The sequence below is a fragment of the Nitrospirota bacterium genome (assembly GCA_030684575.1).
Taxonomy (GTDB): domain Bacteria; phylum Nitrospirota; class Nitrospiria; order Nitrospirales; family Nitrospiraceae; genus Palsa-1315.
Map to the genome: position 1 here is coordinate 121,058 of JAUXVD010000019.1, position 16,474 is coordinate 137,531.

General features: G+C 57.2%; 14 protein-coding genes. 8 read left to right on the forward strand and 6 right to left on the reverse strand.

Going from position 1 to position 16,474, the window contains the following annotated elements:
- Positions 1-35: 35 nt before the first annotated feature.
- The 8 genes from larC (at position 36) to Q8N00_14145 (ending at position 8,843) form a co-directional block, all read left to right on the forward strand.
- Positions 36-1,241, forward strand: coding sequence for a nickel pincer cofactor biosynthesis protein LarC (gene larC, locus Q8N00_14110; GenBank protein ID MDP2383926.1), 1,206 nt, complete (start codon positions 36-38; stop codon positions 1,239-1,241).
- Complete coding sequence (locus Q8N00_14115) at positions 1,238-2,245, forward strand: sodium:calcium antiporter (protein MDP2383927.1); 1,008 nt, start codon at positions 1,238-1,240, stop codon at positions 2,243-2,245. Before larC ends, Q8N00_14115 begins: the two co-directional genes overlap by 4 nt.
- A 167-nt stretch (positions 2,246-2,412) precedes the next feature.
- Positions 2,413-3,420 carry a 4-hydroxythreonine-4-phosphate dehydrogenase PdxA gene (gene pdxA, locus Q8N00_14120; protein ID MDP2383928.1) on the forward strand — a complete coding sequence of 336 codons (1,008 nt, stop codon included), beginning with the start codon at positions 2,413-2,415 and terminating at the stop codon, positions 3,418-3,420.
- 126 nt (positions 3,421-3,546) lie between these two features.
- Complete coding sequence (locus tag Q8N00_14125; GenBank protein ID MDP2383929.1) at positions 3,547-3,873, forward strand: hypothetical protein; 327 nt, start codon at positions 3,547-3,549, stop codon at positions 3,871-3,873.
- A gap of 3 nt (positions 3,874-3,876) precedes the next feature.
- Positions 3,877-4,671 (forward strand): 16S rRNA (adenine(1518)-N(6)/adenine(1519)-N(6))-dimethyltransferase RsmA, encoded by a 795-nt coding sequence (rsmA, locus tag Q8N00_14130; protein MDP2383930.1) that lies wholly within the window; start codon positions 3,877-3,879, stop codon positions 4,669-4,671.
- Between the two features lie 81 nt (positions 4,672-4,752).
- Positions 4,753-7,179 carry a DNA translocase FtsK 4TM domain-containing protein gene (locus tag Q8N00_14135; GenBank protein MDP2383931.1) on the forward strand — a complete coding sequence of 809 codons (2,427 nt, stop codon included), beginning with the start codon at positions 4,753-4,755 and terminating at the stop codon, positions 7,177-7,179.
- A gap of 232 nt (positions 7,180-7,411) precedes the next feature.
- Positions 7,412-8,017 (forward strand): outer membrane lipoprotein carrier protein LolA, encoded by a 606-nt coding sequence (locus tag Q8N00_14140; protein MDP2383932.1) that lies wholly within the window; start codon positions 7,412-7,414, stop codon positions 8,015-8,017.
- 70 nt (positions 8,018-8,087) lie between these two features.
- Complete coding sequence (locus Q8N00_14145) at positions 8,088-8,843, forward strand: 2OG-Fe(II) oxygenase (GenBank protein ID MDP2383933.1); 756 nt, start codon at positions 8,088-8,090, stop codon at positions 8,841-8,843.
- 279 nt (positions 8,844-9,122) lie between these two features.
- Here Q8N00_14145 and Q8N00_14150 read toward each other — a convergent pair whose 3' ends face one another.
- From Q8N00_14150 to Q8N00_14175, 6 genes are all read right to left on the reverse strand, one after another.
- Positions 9,123-10,730 carry a hypothetical protein gene (locus tag Q8N00_14150; protein ID MDP2383934.1) on the reverse strand — a complete coding sequence of 536 codons (1,608 nt, stop codon included), beginning with the start codon at positions 10,728-10,730 and terminating at the stop codon, positions 9,123-9,125.
- A 23-nt stretch (positions 10,731-10,753) separates the two neighbouring features.
- The gene (locus Q8N00_14155) at positions 10,754-11,158 is read right to left on the reverse strand and encodes a response regulator (protein ID MDP2383935.1); all 405 of its coding nucleotides are present in this window, start codon (positions 11,156-11,158) and stop codon (positions 10,754-10,756) included.
- A gap of 108 nt (positions 11,159-11,266) precedes the next feature.
- Complete coding sequence (locus Q8N00_14160) at positions 11,267-11,674, reverse strand: hypothetical protein (protein ID MDP2383936.1); 408 nt, start codon at positions 11,672-11,674, stop codon at positions 11,267-11,269.
- Between the two features lie 536 nt (positions 11,675-12,210).
- A complete protein-coding gene (locus Q8N00_14165; protein ID MDP2383937.1) occupies positions 12,211-12,723 on the reverse strand; it encodes a hypothetical protein in 513 nt (170 codons plus the stop codon).
- Between the two features lie 116 nt (positions 12,724-12,839).
- The gene (locus Q8N00_14170; protein ID MDP2383938.1) at positions 12,840-14,225 is read right to left on the reverse strand and encodes a radical SAM protein; all 1,386 of its coding nucleotides are present in this window, start codon (positions 14,223-14,225) and stop codon (positions 12,840-12,842) included.
- The gene (locus Q8N00_14175) at positions 14,225-16,348 is read right to left on the reverse strand and encodes a universal stress protein (protein MDP2383939.1); all 2,124 of its coding nucleotides are present in this window, start codon (positions 16,346-16,348) and stop codon (positions 14,225-14,227) included. The genes Q8N00_14170 and Q8N00_14175 overlap by 1 nt, the downstream gene beginning before the upstream one ends.
- Positions 16,349-16,474: the final 126 nt, after the last annotated feature.

The following is a 16,474-nucleotide window of genomic DNA, read 5'->3' on the forward strand; positions in this document are numbered from 1 at the left end:
GGGCGCGGTCTGAGTTGAGTCGAGAAAGGATCTACGTGGGCGGGCATCTCCATTTCGATTGTTATTCCGGCATCAGCGGCGATATGACCCTCGGCGCGCTTGTGGATGTCGGCGTGCCGTTCCCCGATTTGGTGAACGGGCTGAAGCGGCTTCGTCTTTCAGGCGTCACGCTCCGGAAGCGGAGGGTGCAACGGGGAGCGATCCATGCCACGAAGGTCGACGTCATTATTGCGAAGGGGTTGCAGCATCCGCTGTCCCTCACGCGTATTCACCGGATCCTTGCCGCAAGCCGACTCTCGGACAAGATCAAGCAGCAAAGCCGATCCGTCTTCGATCTCTTGGCCGAGGCGGAGGGGCATGCCCATCGTGTGGCCAAAGATCACGTCCATTTCCATGAAGTCGGTGTGCTCGACTCGTTTGTCGATATCGTCGGCGGGCTCATTGGCTGTGATCTGTTAGGCGTCACGCGTGTGACGGCCTCCCCCGTTAATGTTGGAACGGGGACGTTGCAATCTGCGCATGGGATCTTGCCGGCGCCCGGTCCGGCGGTCGCCATTCTGGCCAAAGGGATTCCGATCTACAGTGCCGGTCCCGCCCGTGAACTGACCACACCGACTGGCATGGCGCTGTTGCGCACGCTAACATCGGAGTTCGGTCCCATGCCGGTCATGACCCCGACGACGATCGGGTATGGTGCGGGAGATGCCGATCCCATAGGCTGGCCGAATGCCTTGCGGGTGTTTCTTGCGAGGCCGTCAACTACACATACGCGCGAACAAGACACTGTGCTGCAGGTCGAAACGAACCTCGACGATGTCAATCCCCAAGTCTATGAGCATGTGATGGAGCAGTTACTGTCCCGTGGGGCGCTGGACGTAACGCTTGCGCCGGTCATCATGAAACGTGGACGCCCCGGTGTCGTCCTAACCTGTCTTGTCGCGCAGGCAGAGCTGGAGGGGATTCTTGATGTGGTGTTTCAAGAAACGACGGCGTTGGGAGTTCGAGTCTGTGAGGTCATGCGACAGATCCTCCCCCGGCGATTTGTGTCGGTGAAGGTGCCTGGAGGAGTTGTCCGGATGAAGATTGCCGAGGTAAATGGTACGACGACGAAGGCCGCTCCAGAATATCTCGATTGTAAACGGATCGCCGAACGAACGGGCCGCCCCGTGAAAGCCGTACTCGACGAGGCGGCCCTCGCCTATGCCAAACGGCGGGTGACCAGGACGGCGGGTCCGCGATGACGGTCTTTCTCTACAGCTTCCTATTCTTTGTTTCCGTGGCGGTGACGTTGGGAGCCTGCACGCTCTTCACGAACGCCATTGAATGGCTGGGTAAACGATTCGATTTATCCGAAGGCGCGGTCGGCGGCGTGTTGGCCGCCATTGGCACCACATTGCCAGAAACGTCGATCCCGATCATCGCCATCTTCTTCGGGGCGAGCCGTGCGGAAGTGGAGGTGGGCTTGGGCGCAATCCTCGGCGCGCCCTTCATGTTGAGCACCCTGGTGATCCCCATCTTGGCGATCTTGCTGGTGGTCTATGCCGGTTTCGGGAAGCGAACGGCGGTGTTCAAGTTGAATTATCCCGATGTGAAGGGCGATCTCTCCTTCTTCGTGGTGGCCTATACTGTTGCGCTGGCCTGTGTTTTTATCCCTTCTCGGCTGGTGCACATCCTGGCCGCCGTCGGGTTGCTGAGCCTCTATCTCTATTATGTGAAACTGAAATTCAGTGAGGTGGCCGAGGAGGGGGGCGAGGGGGGCGCGCTTGAACCGCTGTTCTTTGCCAGAAAGGCGGCCGTCCCATCGTTTGGACTCATCGCACTTCAAGCCATCCTCGGTTTAGCCGGTCTGGCATTCGGAGCCCATCTCTTTGTGCTCGCTGCGGAAACGATTGCCGGGGCCCTGTCGATCTCGCCGTTGATCCTGGCCCTCCTTGTTGCGCCCCTCGCGACCGAGCTGCCGGAGATGTCGAACAGTTTCCTCTGGCTCTATCGAAAGAAAGATCGTTTGGCAGTCGGGAACGTCACAGGCGCCATGGTCTTTCAGGGCACCATCCCGGTGTCGATCGGACTTCTGGGCACGGACTGGGCGCTCGCACCGACGGCGTTGATCACGATGGTACTCGCGGTGACGGCGTCCACCTTCTTATGGGTACAGGCTGCATGGAGCGGTTTCTGGCGGCCCTGGTTGCTGGGCGGAAGTGCGGTTCTGTATATCGGGTATGTCCTGTACCTGTACTGGGTCTAAACTAGGATGCTGAAAAAGTCCGCCAGCTTTGTTCTCGCATCACTCAGAGGCTCAACGTACCGCAAGGGTACGCCTCGCCTCCTCGCTCGCTGCGGCCTCGCTGAACGGCCTTTTTGAGCATCCTGATCGATGCGTAATTGGTGAAGGGTATGAATGGTAGAAAGAATATGACGAAGTCGAAAGATAAACCACTGCTCGGTATTACGATGGGCGATCCAGCCGGGATCGGTCCCGAAGTGATTGCGAAGGCCTTGGCTTTGGCAAAGGTGCGACGGCTCTGTCGTCCACTGGTGATTGGCTCATTTCCAGTGATGCAGCAGGCGGTTAAGAGTTTGAAACTGAAGCTGAATGTGATTCGCGTGGAGGGCCACGAAACCGTGCCTCCACGGTTGAATCAGCTTGCCGTATTGGACCCACTCGAGCATCCCCTTGGGCGGTTTTCTCGCGGGGTTGCGGCGGCTGAGACCGGGGCTGCGTCCGTGTTGTTCATCAAGAAGGCCGTGGAGCTGGCGCAGCTCGGTTGTATCGACGGCATGGTCACAGCCCCGATCAACAAAGAGGCCATCAACATGGCCGGCTGCCATTTCCCCGGTCATACGGAACTGCTGGCAGACCTGACCAAGACGCAGGACTCCGGTATGATGATTATCGGCGGGCCGCTCCGAATCATGTTCGTGACGACCCACGTCGCGATCAAAGACTTACCGTCCCTCCTCACTCAAGCCAAGATCGAAAAAGCCATCAGATTGGCTCATGTGGCCCTGAAAGATTTGTTCGGGATTCAGAAACCGAGAGTCGGTGTCGCCGCGTTAAATCCCCATGCAGGAGAACATGGACTGTTCGGGGACGAAGAAGCGCGGATCATTCTCCCGGCGGCTCGTGCGGCGCAGGCCCGAGGGATTCGCGCCAGCGATCCCTTGCCGGCCGATACCCTGTTCGGCAAGGCGGCGAGAGGCGATTACGATGGAGTGGTGGCCCTCTACCACGACCAGGGGTTGATTCCCTTAAAACTTGTCGCGTTCGGTACCTGTGTGAACCTGACAGTGGGATTGCCGATCATTCGCACCTCGGTCGATCATGGGACGGCGTTCGATATTGTAGGGAAAGGCATCGCAGACCCCGGCAGCCTGGTCGAGGCGATCACGCTGGCTGCGACGTTAGCCAAGAGACGGTGAGGGGTCTATTGGGTCTATCTGGTCTGTCTCGTCTGTCTGGTTTCATAGTCTGGACCGAACCAGATAGACTGAAACGACCAGATAGACGAGACAGACCAGACAGACCATCTCAAGAGGAGCCTATTGATGACCAGCCAATCGAGTGCGGCGCGTGACATGATACAGAAGCAGTTAAAAGATTTGGACGTAATTTTCTCAGAGACCATGGAGACGCTCAACACGGTTGCCGGAGCAGAACGACTCGTCAAATGGAAAGCCAGAACGGTTACGCTCCTCACGGAATCTCTGGGAGCGAAGGAAGGGCAGAAGTTTGCAGCGCTGCAGCCGGGTCCCTCGTTTACCAACGACTTGGTGGAAGAGTTTACGGACCTCATCGACTATTTCAAAACGCCGTTGCTCGATCTAGTGAAACAACTGGCGCAAGCCGCGCCTTCTCTTCCCGGCGGGAATTAACTGGTGTCGACTCCTGATCTCCCTCCCCCGCTCAAGCGGCTCGGCCAAAACTTTCTCATCGATCCCAACATTGTACGCAAAATCGTCGCCTTGGCGGAATTGGGCCCCAGCGACCATGTCCTTGAAATCGGTCCAGGCCGCGGCGTCCTGACAGAGATGCTGAGTCACGCAGCCGGTCGTGTGACGGCGGTCGAACTGGATCCACGGCTTCATGCCTATCTCGAGACCAGGCAGGCGGAGTTTCCGAATGTGGAATTGATCTGCGACGACGCATTGGCCTATCCGGTCGAGCGCCTGCCGATGGGGACAGTCGTCGTGGCCAATTTGCCCTACTACATTTCAACCCCACTACTCTTTCGATTACTCGACCAGCGTGGCCGCTTTCCCCGCATGGTGCTCATGCTGCAGAACGAGGTGGCCGATCGATTAGTGGCCCAGCCAGGCGGGTCGGACTATGGCGTCCTTTCCGTGATGGCGCAGTATGCCGCCGACATTGCCAAATCCTTTCGTGTTTCAGCGCACTGTTTCAGGCCGAGGCCTGAGGTTGGTTCGGCGGTGGTGCTGCTCCGGACGAACGAAGACCGGAGGCTTGGCCCGCAGGAAGAAGTGGCCTTTCGTGCACTCGTGAAGGCGGCTTTTGCACATCGAAGAAAAACGCTCATCAATTCCCTGCGAGACGAAGGATTTGAGATCCATCGTGTGGCCGAGACCTTGGAACGGTTGGAGATTGGTCCGACTCGCCGGGCCGAAACCTTGTCGGTCGAAGACTTCCTCCGGTTTGCTGCCGCACTCCGTTGACGAGGTGCCCTAGCTGCCAGATCGCTCGTTTCGGCTGCCATGCGTTTGAAATGACCCATTCCCTGTGCTAGCATCCGTGCTATGGGTGCATCCACTTCGGCCAAGCGGGGAGAGGCCCGCGGCGCCGCTTCCCCCCCGTCACACATTAAGCGAGAAGTGATCGGAGTTGTCCTGATCGCGTTGAGCCTGCTCACGCTGCTCAGTCTCGTCTCGTTCGTGCCCAATGGCCTGAATTCAGGAATGGGGTCAGCGGTTGCCGGTTCGTCGGCCTCACAGAACCTTATTGGATCCGTCGGGGCGCTCTTTGCATCGGCACTCTTTTCCTTAATTGGCGGAGCGGCCTATCTCTTTCCACTTCTGCTGGGCCTGATCGGCGTCCGTTGTTTCACGCAGAGCGACCTATCGATCCGTCTGCGGTATGCCGGCGCGTCATTGGCGGCACTCCTCTTTCTCAGTGGCTTTCTCCATCTTGAAATCATGGCAGTGCCGACTCTCTCCAGCGGCCTCATTTACCGAGGCATGGCGGGGGGCTACTTCGGGCAACTGTTGGCCGAAGGCCTGCGAGCCTATTTTGCGAGTACCGGCGCGCACATTCTGATCGTGGCGGGCCTCTTGGTCTCGGTCATTTTCACGACACCCATCTCGCTTTCGGAAATTGCACAGAAGCTTCCAGGCTGGGGCAATGGGTTGCTTACACTGGTGCGGGGGTGGATCCCGGAACGACCGGTGGAAGAACCAGTTCCTGAGTCGGCCAAGAAAGCGAAACAGAAATCTTCGAAATCCATCCGTGCGGTCATCGAGGAGTCGCTCCCGGACGCGATCGCAGAACCGGAGTTGGATTGGCCGGTCATTCAGCCATCGCGCCGACCGACCCCCGAACCGGCAGAAGCGATTGAGGAGGAGTCGGACCAACCGGTGTTTGCCATTCAGGCGAAGACCGGCGACTATATATTGCCGGACCCGGCTCTACTCTTGACCGAGCCGTCAGGCCCTCTGGGGCGCGTGACAGAAGAAGAAATCAAGGCGCAATCGGATGTGTTGACCCGCGCACTCACCAGTTTTGGCATCGCAGGGAGGGTGACGGAAGTTCGTCCTGGACCGGTCGTGACGATGTACGAGTTCGAGCCGTCGCCGGGGACCAAGGTCGCACGGATTGTGAACCTGGCCGACGACTTGGCCCTGGCCTTGAAAGCGGTCAGTCTCCGGATCGTGGCGCCGGTTCCGGGAAAATCGGTGGTCGGGATCGAGGTGCCGAACCTGTATCGCGAGACGGTGTCGATGAAGGAAGTCATGACGAGCGAGGCGTTCTCACGCGCCAAATCGAAGCTCAGCTTGGCGTTGGGGAAAGACATTTTCGGCGCGCCCCTGATTGCCGATCTGAAAACGATGCCGCACTTGCTGGTCGCCGGCGCCACCGGGGCAGGGAAAAGCGTCAGCCTCAATACGATGCTCTTGAGCATATTGTTTTCAGCCAGGCCCGATGAGGTCAAGCTGCTCCTGATCGATCCCAAGATGCTCGAATTCCAAACGTATGACGGTATTCCTCACTTGTTGCGGCCGGTCATTACCGATCCTAAGTCGGCAGCACGTGGACTCAGCTGGGTCGTAGCCGAAATGGAGCGGCGTTACAAATTACTGTCGGAGGCAGCGGTCAGAAATATCGATGCCTACAATCGGAAGGTCGCAGGGGCGCAGGGTGTGCTGGAGGCGGAAGCGGCGGCCAAGTCGGACCAGCCGGAACTGCCCATCCAGTTTCTGTCTGAAGAGGAACGGCTCTCTGCCGGAGAGACGGCGCTTCCCGAGGGAAGCCCAGGATCGTTCATGCCGCCGAAGACTCCGCCGGAGCCTTTGCCCTATATCGTCGTGATGATCGATGAGTTGGCAGATTTGATGATGGTGGCGCCGAAGGAAGTGGAAGACAAGATTGCGCGGTTGGCTCAGATGGCCCGTGCATCGGGGATCCATCTCGTGCTGGCGACGCAACGTCCATCGGTGGATGTGTTGACCGGCTTGATCAAGGCGAACTTCCCGGCTCGCATCGCCTTTCAAGTGTCGTCGAAGACCGACTCACGCACGATCCTGGATGCGAACGGTGCAGAAGCGCTGTTGGGCCGTGGAGATCTGCTCTATATGGCATCGGGGACCGGACGTCTCATGCGAGGGCACGGGTCGTTTGTGTCGGATGAGGATGTCCGCCGCGTGGTCGAATTCGTGAAGGATCAAGCGAAGCCGGCCTATAATCAGGAGTTACAGATTGCGCTGAAACAGGAAGATGCCAAAGAGGAAGAGGCATTGGACGAAGTCTATGAGCAGGCGAAGGAGTTGGTCCTGTCCACCGGCCAAGCATCGGCGTCGCTGATTCAGCGTCGGTTGCGGGTGGGCTATCCTCGCGCCGCTCGAATGATCGAACAAATGGAGTCGGACGGTATTGTGGGTGCGGCTGGCCGCGATGGACGAAGAGAGGTTGTGGGGCGGCGAGGGCCGGTAGGAGAGGCAGAGGAGGCGTGAGGAATGTGGAGGGTGACTGCCCTGCTCGCAGAACGCGCACGGTGATACGGTGCTCGTTCGATGCGCGCAATTGCAGTCACCCTCCACACCCCTCTATATTGGTATGATGAAAAAAATAAGCTGGACATGTGTTATCGGAGGTCTGCTCCTGTGCGGTTGGAGCCTATTCTCACCGCTGGTATGTGCTGCCGCGGATGAGGACAGAGAGAAGGCCCTGAAGGAAGTGCGAGAGGTGGTCAGGCAACTTCAGGCGCGGTATGAGAAAACGAAAGATCTTCAAGCGGACTTTACGCAGAAGACGACGATCGAGGGGTTTGACAGGGCCATCACGTCCACGGGGAAGGTCTATATCAAGAAGCCTGGCCGGTTACGCTGGAGTTATTTTGATCCGTCGGTCGAAGATATTTACGTGAATTCAGACGATGTCAAAGTCTATGTGCCTGAGCATCGGCAAGTCCTGGTGGGGAAATTGACGCAGATGGCTGCGTCCAAGGCACCCTTGGAGCTCTTGCTCGGAGCCGCGAAGCTCGATGAGTCGTACGATATTGAGCCGACGCCGGGGAAGGGGCGAGGCGTGGGTGGAATCAGACTGTTGACCCTCCTGCCGAAGTCCCAGGAGGGTGAGGCGGGGCGATCGTTACAGCGGATTGTGCTCGAAGTGTTTCCCAAGACCTATTTTATTCGGACGGTGACGCTTCATGAAATGAGCGGCAATGTCGCACGGTTTGAGTTTTCGTCGCTCCAATCCAACATCGGTCTGGGCGATGCCGCCTTCGATCTGAAGTTGCCGGCCGATGTGGAAGTGGTAAAGGCGCCGGTCTTTAGCGCCCCGCAGTGAATGCGGCTGGTGTCGGTTCGAGCACGAGCAGTGGACTGTTGAGCAACCAGGTACAGGTATGAGCCGGACGATGAACAGTTCGTTAATTGAATCGGTCGATGAGGCGGTCACGCGGCTGGATTTCGATCGGCTTTCCCGTGAATATTGGGACCAAAACGAGTTCCTGTTCATTCCGCAATTTCTCTCCCGGTCGGTGGTGGAAGAACATCTCGTCCCTCAGGCGCAAGGCGTGAAGGGCGAGCTGAATCGCAACTATATTCCAGGCCACAAAAAGGGCGGGAGCGTGAGTTACTATACGGTGATGGAGAAGGCCCCGCGCTTTCTCGATCTCTATCGATCCGAGGCCTTCATCGGTCTGTTGAGCCGTCTGGTCAAGGCCAAGCTCAGCCTCTGTCCTGAGAACGATCCCCATTCCTGTGCGCTGTATTACTACACCGAGCCGGGTGACCACATCGGGTTTCACTACGACACGTCCTATTACAAAGGGGCCCGCTATACCATTTTGATGGGGCTCGTCGATCAGTCGACGCAATGTAAACTGGTCTGTGAGCTCTTTAAGGACGATCCGGTCAAATCACCCAAGCATCTGGAGTTGATTACGCAACCGGGCGATCTCGTGATTTTCAACGGGGATAAGCTCTGGCATGCGGTGACGCCACTCGGCGAAGGGGAGGAACGGATTGCCCTCACGATGGAATACGTGACGGACCCGGACATGGGAACGATCAAGCGGCTCTATTCCAACCTCAAAGACTCCTTTGCCTACTTCGGCCTCCGCACGGTCTTCAAGCAGGCTTTTGCCTCATCCAAACGGCCTTCCTCCTAGCCGGCCGCTGGAAAATTGCGCCCGCGTCGTTCTTGCTCCGAAAGCAGCCATAACTTCTCGCTGAGGCTACGCCTCCGGTGCTTTCGTCGGCTGCGGCCTTGCTGGACGGCCTGTTTGAGCTTCCTGCGAGAGTGTTCTCCCGTACTACAGGTGTGCGTATTCTCACGAAACTGTTCGCATACTATCATTTGAAAGCGGCCAACAATTTCATTCAACACAGTCAGGGCTCGCAATGGGAGGTGTTCCCAACTGCTGGGGAAATAGCTAAGAGATGGGAGCCTATTTCTGTTCTTTCTGAAGTAAGGCGCTTGCCACCCCGGATAGGGCAAAAGCTTTCTGAGATGAGAGCTGAGCGGCCCTGATCCAACGAAGGGCTCCATCCACATCACCATCTTTTGTTTGAGCAAACGCAAGGGATCTAAGCGTTTCTCCGCTTTCCCTGTCAGGAACCAGCAGGGCATAGCCAAGCGCCTCTTGCAGTGCGCCATCGCGTGCCCGCGACAGGGCAATCTTACTCAGCATCCCCGCCAAGGCGTATTGAAAGAAGTGTGCGTCGGAGAACAGTTTGCTGGCTTGATCATCAAGGTGCCTCACTTGCTCTAACGACCCAGGCGTTTCGACAAACTTCAGCGCCTCGGCAACTGCCAGGCGATGTACTTGTACCAGCGCAAGCGCCTCTACGATCCGCCCTGCCTCTCCTGCAGCTTCTGCAACAGAAGCGAGCGCGATACGCCTTGATTCACCTCTCTTAATTTTCGCTATCGTGCTCATCACTTTATTCACAGGTTCCACAACTATTTGTCGTGCAGCAATTCGATTCAGCGCATAGTCAGTCAGGGACTCTTCTCCTGTTCCGAGCGACGCGGTCTGTAATGCCCCGTCATAATCCTGTGCTCTGGCCTGGATCTCGATGATCTCACTGAGGGCGCTATTACGGTGGCCTTCTATTTCGATGGTCATCGCCACCGTACGCGCTTGGCTGATGTCGTGCGCTCGAGCAAAAATCGCAGCAATTCTCCATCGAAGATCAGCTCTCGCGAAGTTGTTAGACGTGGCTTCAACAACCCCTGTAGCGATGGTGAGACTGCTCAGGCTCCCTCGCACATCACCTTCCGCAAGCTGGCTTTCCGCAATCTCTTTGTACGTTAACGCTTTGACACCTTCGACGGGGATTGTGGCGGCAATGTCGAGCTGACGCGTTCGGTCTTTGACTTGAGTGGCCACAGCTAAGAGTAAATAGCTTTTTAGATACTGATCGTCGGTCACCTTCGTGAGCTGTACCGCTTGGTCGAAAGATCCGGCAGACAGCTGTGCCTGGACAATGGGAATGAGTCTGTATGGATTCAAATGCCATATGTCAGCCACGGTGTGCAGTGCCCCCGGCACATCACCGTCTGCTGCCTGAATCGCTGCGATCCGAAAAAAAGCATCCCCATAAGCGTAGTAGTTATCGGGAATTTGTTTGGTTAGTTGTAGCGCCTTGGAAATGTCGCCAGCGGCAGCATAGGCGACGGCAACAGGAGCCTGAGCGTTGGTGCGTGCAATCTTTTCGGAAATTCGCGCAAGGGTTTGTGTTGCGCCTTTGATATTCCCCTTGTGTGCTTGGATCGCCACAACGGTTGCCAATGCGTTGTCTTTACTCCAAGGAATGGGTTCCCGTTCTGCAGTCTTCATCGCACCGGTTTCGTCGCCGAGCTTTTCTTGGGCCACAATGATGCCAAGGAGGGCTGACCGTTTTACGGTGTCATCTTCTACGTGAGCCGCGTAGGTGCTCGCCTCACGCAGAAGCCCAGTCGGTGAGCGATCATCGGCCAATCCACTGGACGGATGTTGTGTCACGAAGACCAGGGCGAGAACTGTGCATGTCAGTAACCAACGAAGTGTCATACGCCGTGCTATACCCTATTCTCCTAATTATCAGAAGGCGATGGTGGATGGCTGATTCGTGCGGCTCGGCGTACGACGGCCCGTATCTCATCGCGGTTGTAGGGCTTGGTGAGGTAGGAGAATGCGCCTCTGGACAACGACTTTGCGCGGTAGTCTTGTGATGTAAAGGCCGTGAGCACAATAACGGGGAGTGTTGGTGTGATGGATTGGATGGTCTCAAGAAGGGCTAGTCCATCTCCATCTGGCAATCCAATGTCGAGTAAGGCCGCGGCGAAGATGGCCGTTCTCACCTGCGTCAGCGCATCGTGGCAGGTCGAGACCGTTGTCACCAAAAAACCATCATGTTCGAGCAGGTCATGCAACGCGGTCAGGATGTCAGGGTCGTCATCGACGATGAGAACAGCCTGCAGGGTCGTCTGCGAATTCATCTGCCTGGTTTCCCGAGGTCGTAGGGTCGGGATGATTTGTGATGAACGTTCAAGTGGCATTGAAGACGGTGTCATGTCCAATAAATGAAATAACCGATCCTGGAGGCATCACTTCATGGACGATTGTGCCGTAATCCCGGTTTGTGCACGTGCTTCAGCAGGATGAACGGTTCCATTGCCGGGGATTGTGGCACGAGGATGCACGTTCATCGATTGACCGATTAATCGGGGCCGTCCGGCGCGGAGCGCCATCATCCGTTTCGGGAATGGGCTCTGACGTGATGTTTCCAGGTCGGCGAGGGAAGCTCGTAGGGACTCAGCGATCAGCCACGCGAGCTTCAGATTCGGGCTCCAATAGACCGCATCGCGGAGCCGATCGACGAGATCGCCAGGGAGGCTGACGGTAAGTCGGACTGTTCGAGGTGGTCGGCGATCAGACGTTATTGCCTCGGACGGCGGACTCAGGGCTTGGCGAAGTTGTTGCTCGGATACGCTGTGCGGAATGGGTCGTGGCATTCGGGGCATCATCTCTCCCATCGGTCTATTGTATGACAAGGTTGTTCATGTGGTCTGCTCAAGCCTGAGACTCCGACGCGCTCAACAGTCTCGATCAAGCTGGAGGGCCGCGCCGCTCCTGAGGGGCAGGACGCGGCCCTGATGGCAGAAGCGCGTGGCGGTGGGAGGGCTCCGGATGGGCACAATCCAGAGGTAGTCCTACCTGCATGAGAGGCCTGTGCCTCTTGGGTGGGGACCCACCGGCAATTCGCTTCGCCAACAATCGTCCAGCGTATGATCATCGGCCTCGTGCCATTCATTGCTCACGTCGTGCGATACCAGACTACAGCAACCCTCGTACCAGAGATCTCTTCACAGAGAGGCTCAGAGAGAAACGCTGTAAGTCATTGAGTAGATGATGAATAGAGAGTGAGCACAAACGATATGCCGCCAGTACAGAGGCGTATCTGATTCGGTACGAGACTTATCCTGGAGGATACAGGCGTAGAGAGAATGCGAGAGATGGAGATGCTGATGCGCGTGAAATGGAACGCGGTCTACTGGTGGAGATGTTTCATGGCAGCGGCACAGAGAATAATGAAGAAACCGATCCAGAGCGCCGCACGCTGAAAGGGGATCGCTTCGTAGATGACTTCATCGTCTTCATCTGCGTCATCGGATTTGAAGATCACGGTATAGAGGAAGAGTGTTAGGAGGCAGAGGACGAGAAACAGTTTGATGAAGAAGACGGTCAGGTATTTGGCATGGTGTTGGATTCCGCTGCCGGTTTGCGAGGTGATGACTTGATTGACGTAGTGGAAGTTGATGCCACCGGTAAAGAGGAGGACGACGAGTAGGATGCCGGCGACTTTCTTGTAATGCTGATAGAACGCGTCGGTGATCGGCTTGATCTGTTCTTTGGCAACCGCCTGCTTCAGTCCAGGGGTGACGGCCATGACGAGGAATGCGAGTCCGCCGATCCAGATGACCGCAGATAAGAGGTGAAACCAATGATTGACGATCGGGAGCAGCGTGTTCAGGTCGGTGACGATGCTTTGAAGTGCGTCCACTGTTGTTATAACTCGTGATGGGTGAAGGGTGACCGGTGATGAGTCATAACGAAAGAACCGGTGTGGGCGGGATCAATGTTTCCTAGCTTATCACGCATCACTGATCACCCCTCACGCTATGGCCGGAACATCGGCGCGTCGTTGCCGAAGCGCTTCTTGCGGAGCTCTTCCATCAACTCAATAGTAATCAGGGGGATGTTATTCTCGCGCGCATGTTTTTCGACGCCCTTTTTCACCATGGCTCGCAAGAAATAGGGAATCTTGTTGAGCCGTGACTCCGAGTCGATATCCCAGGCCACATCGCCTTCTTCCGGCGTATTGAACGCGACTTTGATCTTCTCGCCCCCCTTCGGCGTATAGAGACACCATTCATCTTCGTCCAGCCAATCGCCGTGATCGACGTAGGGCCGCGCACGGCAGCCTCCGCAGATGTCGGTATATTCGCAATCGCCGCATTTGCCTTTGAGCTGCGGATAGCGGAAGGAGTTGAAGACGTCGGACTTTTCCCACAGATCGGCGAAGCTGGTCTCGCGGATGTTCCCGGCTGACAGGGGCATGTAGGGGCAAGGGGTCAATTCGCCGTTGGGAGTCACGCGCGCGTAGTTGGTGCCGGCGAGACAGCCGCCGCCCATATAGCCCGTCGCTTTGGTGATCGGGGAGTTCGGATCTTTTTCGTAGGCCAGTCGTTTGAAGTGCGGCGCACAGCGAGCCCGGACGAGCATACCCTTGTAATTGTCCTGACAGTTGACCAGGTAGCCGAGCACTTCTTCGTACTGGGCCGGGGTGATGTCGGTCAGTTCTTCGCCGCGCCCAGTACAGACCATGAAGAAGACGTTCAGTACCTTGGCGCCAAGTTGGTGCGCCCAATCGATGACGGCAGGCAGCTCCTGATAATTCATGGGCTGCGCGCTGAAGTGGACTTGGAAGGCCAAGCCGTTCCGTTTGCAGGCTTCGATGCCGGCGAGCGCGGCTTCCCATGCGCCGGGGACGCCACGAAACTGGTTATGCTTCTGCGGATCGAGCGAGTCGATGCTGATGCCCATGCCCATCACGCCGATCTCGACCAGGTCCTTCGCCATTTGGTCGTTGATCAACATGCCGTTGGTCCCGAACACGACCATGAATCCGTGTTTCACCGCATGGCGTGCAATGTCGAGGATGTCGGGGCGGACGAGCGGTTCGCCTCCTGTGATCACGATGAGGCAGCCCTTGTTGACCTCGGCAATCTGATCGATAAGCTTGAAACATTCTTCGGTCGAGAGTTCATCGTCCCCGCCGGCGGACTTCGTCGTCGCGTCGAGATAGCAATGGTCGCACTTGAGATTGCAGCGTTTCGTGAGGTTCAGTGCAAGCAGATAGGGCTTGAAGTCGTCGACGGTCCGGCCATCGTGCGGCGCCGGGGCCGTGGATGACGGAGTGATGAACTTCGTCACCTGTTGCTGAATAGAGCCGAGCGTACCGCCCAGCGTCTGGAAGTTCAGGACCGGCAGCGATCGTCCCATCAGTGGCTGGCCCCGGACTTCGATGCACCGGTCAGGTTCGCAATCATGTCCTTCAGGTTGCCGGTCTTCATGGCGTCCGCCATGTAGTCCTTGGCTTGCTCAATGCCTTCATTGGCCACGTCTACCGAAATGGCCGTGACGCCGATCTTATCGGCATGTTTTTCGATAAGGGCGCGGGTACATTCACGCATAAATCCCTCTGGCGCTCGCTCGAGCCTGGCTTGAGCGTCGGGAGACCAGGTATAGGGAGACGCGGGGGCTGGTTCCGTCGCATGGCCGTTTCCGTTCTCATGGCCGTTTTCGTGAGAAGCGGCTGCGCCATTGGTACCGTTTGTCGCAGCGGTGACGGTTGCCTGCGCTTCGGTCGAGGCGCCCGTCCCCTTGTTTGCGAAGATGGGCGTGTAGTCTTCCGAGGCCGCTTCCTGAATCATGGGTGCGGCATATTCCAGCGTGATTGTGGTCATGCCGAGTTTGCGAGCGGTCTTTTCGATTTTGGCTTTGGCACGTCGGCGTTGGAAGCCGGCCGGGACTGCACGGATGCCTTCTTTGGCATCCTTGGTCCATTGCATGGGGACGTCATCGTAGGCCAGATCGGTTTCAATCGCTCCTTCAGCGTTCGCGGCTGCTTCGAAGATGGTCTTATCGACCAGCTTGAAGCGATCACCACCGGCGGCGCAGACGGGGCATTTCACGGGCGTTTCGCCCTTGCCGATGTAGCCGCAGCCGTCGCAGACGAAGTAATCCTGGTTCATCCGGTCCAGGTAGCCTTGAGTCGCTTCACTGACTTTCGGCTTTTCTTCCACGATCTCGGTCATCATGCCGCTGAGCGTCGAACCCATGAGGTCTTTTGCCACGGACTCGTCGGCCTGCATCTTGTCGCGGTCGATGCCCGCTGCGTCCAAGCTGCCGCCCAGCGCGCGCATGGCATCCATCGCGCCCTTGGGGAGAATGTGTCCGATGGCCGTATCGACGACGGTGTTGCTGATGATGGTGTGGCCCTTTTCGATGGCATACCGATGGATGGCCGTCTTGGCGACGCCTCTGGCGAAGATCGGGATCTTCTCCATGCGACGGAGGGCTTCTTCCGTCCAGGCGATGGTGTATTCCGCCAGGGTATCGATCGGGGGGACATATTTCCGGTTCGACACCAGGATATTGCAAGGGGCCGCCCGCAAGAGGTTTTCGGTATTGCTGCCGATGTCCATGTCTTCGTCGCTATGCACACCGATTCGTCCGACGATGAGCAAGGCCGGGATATCTTTCCGCACATATTGAATGATCTTTTCGAAGGCCTTGCCGTCTAGCAGGGTCGTCTTGACGTCGGTCTTCTCGGCCTGCGCAATCTCGCGGCAGATGTCGAGGTGCGACTGGTAGATCTTCGCAAGGCCGCTGTCGATGATTTCCTCGTGGAGTTTTTCCTGTTCCTTGAATCGGAATACCTTGCCGGCTTCCTCGTTGAGGACGCCCGAGATGCTATGGAAGGCGGCATAGTGGAAATAGGGATCGAAGGCGGAGATGGCTTCGACCGGCATGTTGAAGGCTTTGCCTAATGCCAGACCGGTCATGAGTCCGCCGAAGGAATAGGGGCTGCCGTCTACGGCGACGACGATTCTGCCTGCGGTCATGGGCTGGGTCTGCTTCACGATCAGCATGTCTGAGTTCCGCACCCGACGCAGGACGCGCTCGGTATTGCTGCCGATGACGCTGTCTTTCACCGCGCCGACACCCAAGGCACCCATGATGACCAGCTCGTAGGCGTTAGTATTGATATCCTCGGCTAGCACTTTCCAGTTCCGGCCTTCGAGGGAGCGGCGCTCGATCGGCAGGTTGTTTTCCGCGCATTTCTTGTCGACGTAGTCGAGGTAGGAGTCGGTAATGATCTGCAGCCCGCGCGTAATCAGCGAATCGTGAATTTGTCGCTGACGGTCGAGTTCTTTTTCATCGTGGTACTCTTCGGGCAAGCCTGCTTCCATCTGCTTGAAGCGCTTGTCGTGCATTTTGGCCGCGTAGACGTGGCTCCCCACGATCTTCGAGCCAAAGGCTTTGGCGAAGTGCACGCCGATGTCGACGGCGGTATTGGAATGGTCTGAGTTATCGACCGGCACATAGATCGTCTTATACATTGAAAAGTCTCCTCCGGATGCCCTCCAGGCCAGGGCGAACGAGAGTAATTGTCAAAAAAACCAAACGGTTGACGTACCTATCCAGGCTCAGGGAACGCGCATGATAACATCGGCCCAAAATGGAAT

Bases quoted from the DNA above. Each gene is read 5' to 3' on its own strand.
- Q8N00_14115 (MDP2383927.1), top strand. From the start codon at position 1,238: ATGACGGTCTTTCTCTACAGCTTCCTATTCTTTGTTTCCGTGGCGGTG.
- pdxA (MDP2383928.1), top strand. From the start codon at position 2,413: ATGACGAAGTCGAAAGATAAACCACTGCTCGGTATTACGATGGGCGAT.
- Q8N00_14125 (MDP2383929.1), top strand. From the start codon at position 3,547: ATGACCAGCCAATCGAGTGCGGCGCGTGACATGATACAGAAGCAGTTA.
- Q8N00_14135 (MDP2383931.1), top strand. From the start codon at position 4,753: ATGGGTGCATCCACTTCGGCCAAGCGGGGAGAGGCCCGCGGCGCCGCT.
- Q8N00_14145 (MDP2383933.1), top strand. From the start codon at position 8,088: ATGAACAGTTCGTTAATTGAATCGGTCGATGAGGCGGTCACGCGGCTG.
- Q8N00_14150 (MDP2383934.1), bottom strand. From the start codon at position 10,730: ATGACACTTCGTTGGTTACTGACATGCACAGTTCTCGCCCTGGTCTTC.
- Q8N00_14155 (MDP2383935.1), bottom strand. From the start codon at position 11,158: ATGAATTCGCAGACGACCCTGCAGGCTGTTCTCATCGTCGATGACGAC.
- Q8N00_14160 (MDP2383936.1), bottom strand. From the start codon at position 11,674: ATGCCACGACCCATTCCGCACAGCGTATCCGAGCAACAACTTCGCCAA.
- Q8N00_14170 (MDP2383938.1), bottom strand. From the start codon at position 14,225: ATGGGACGATCGCTGCCGGTCCTGAACTTCCAGACGCTGGGCGGTACG.
- Q8N00_14175 (MDP2383939.1), bottom strand. From the start codon at position 16,348: ATGTATAAGACGATCTATGTGCCGGTCGATAACTCAGACCATTCCAAT.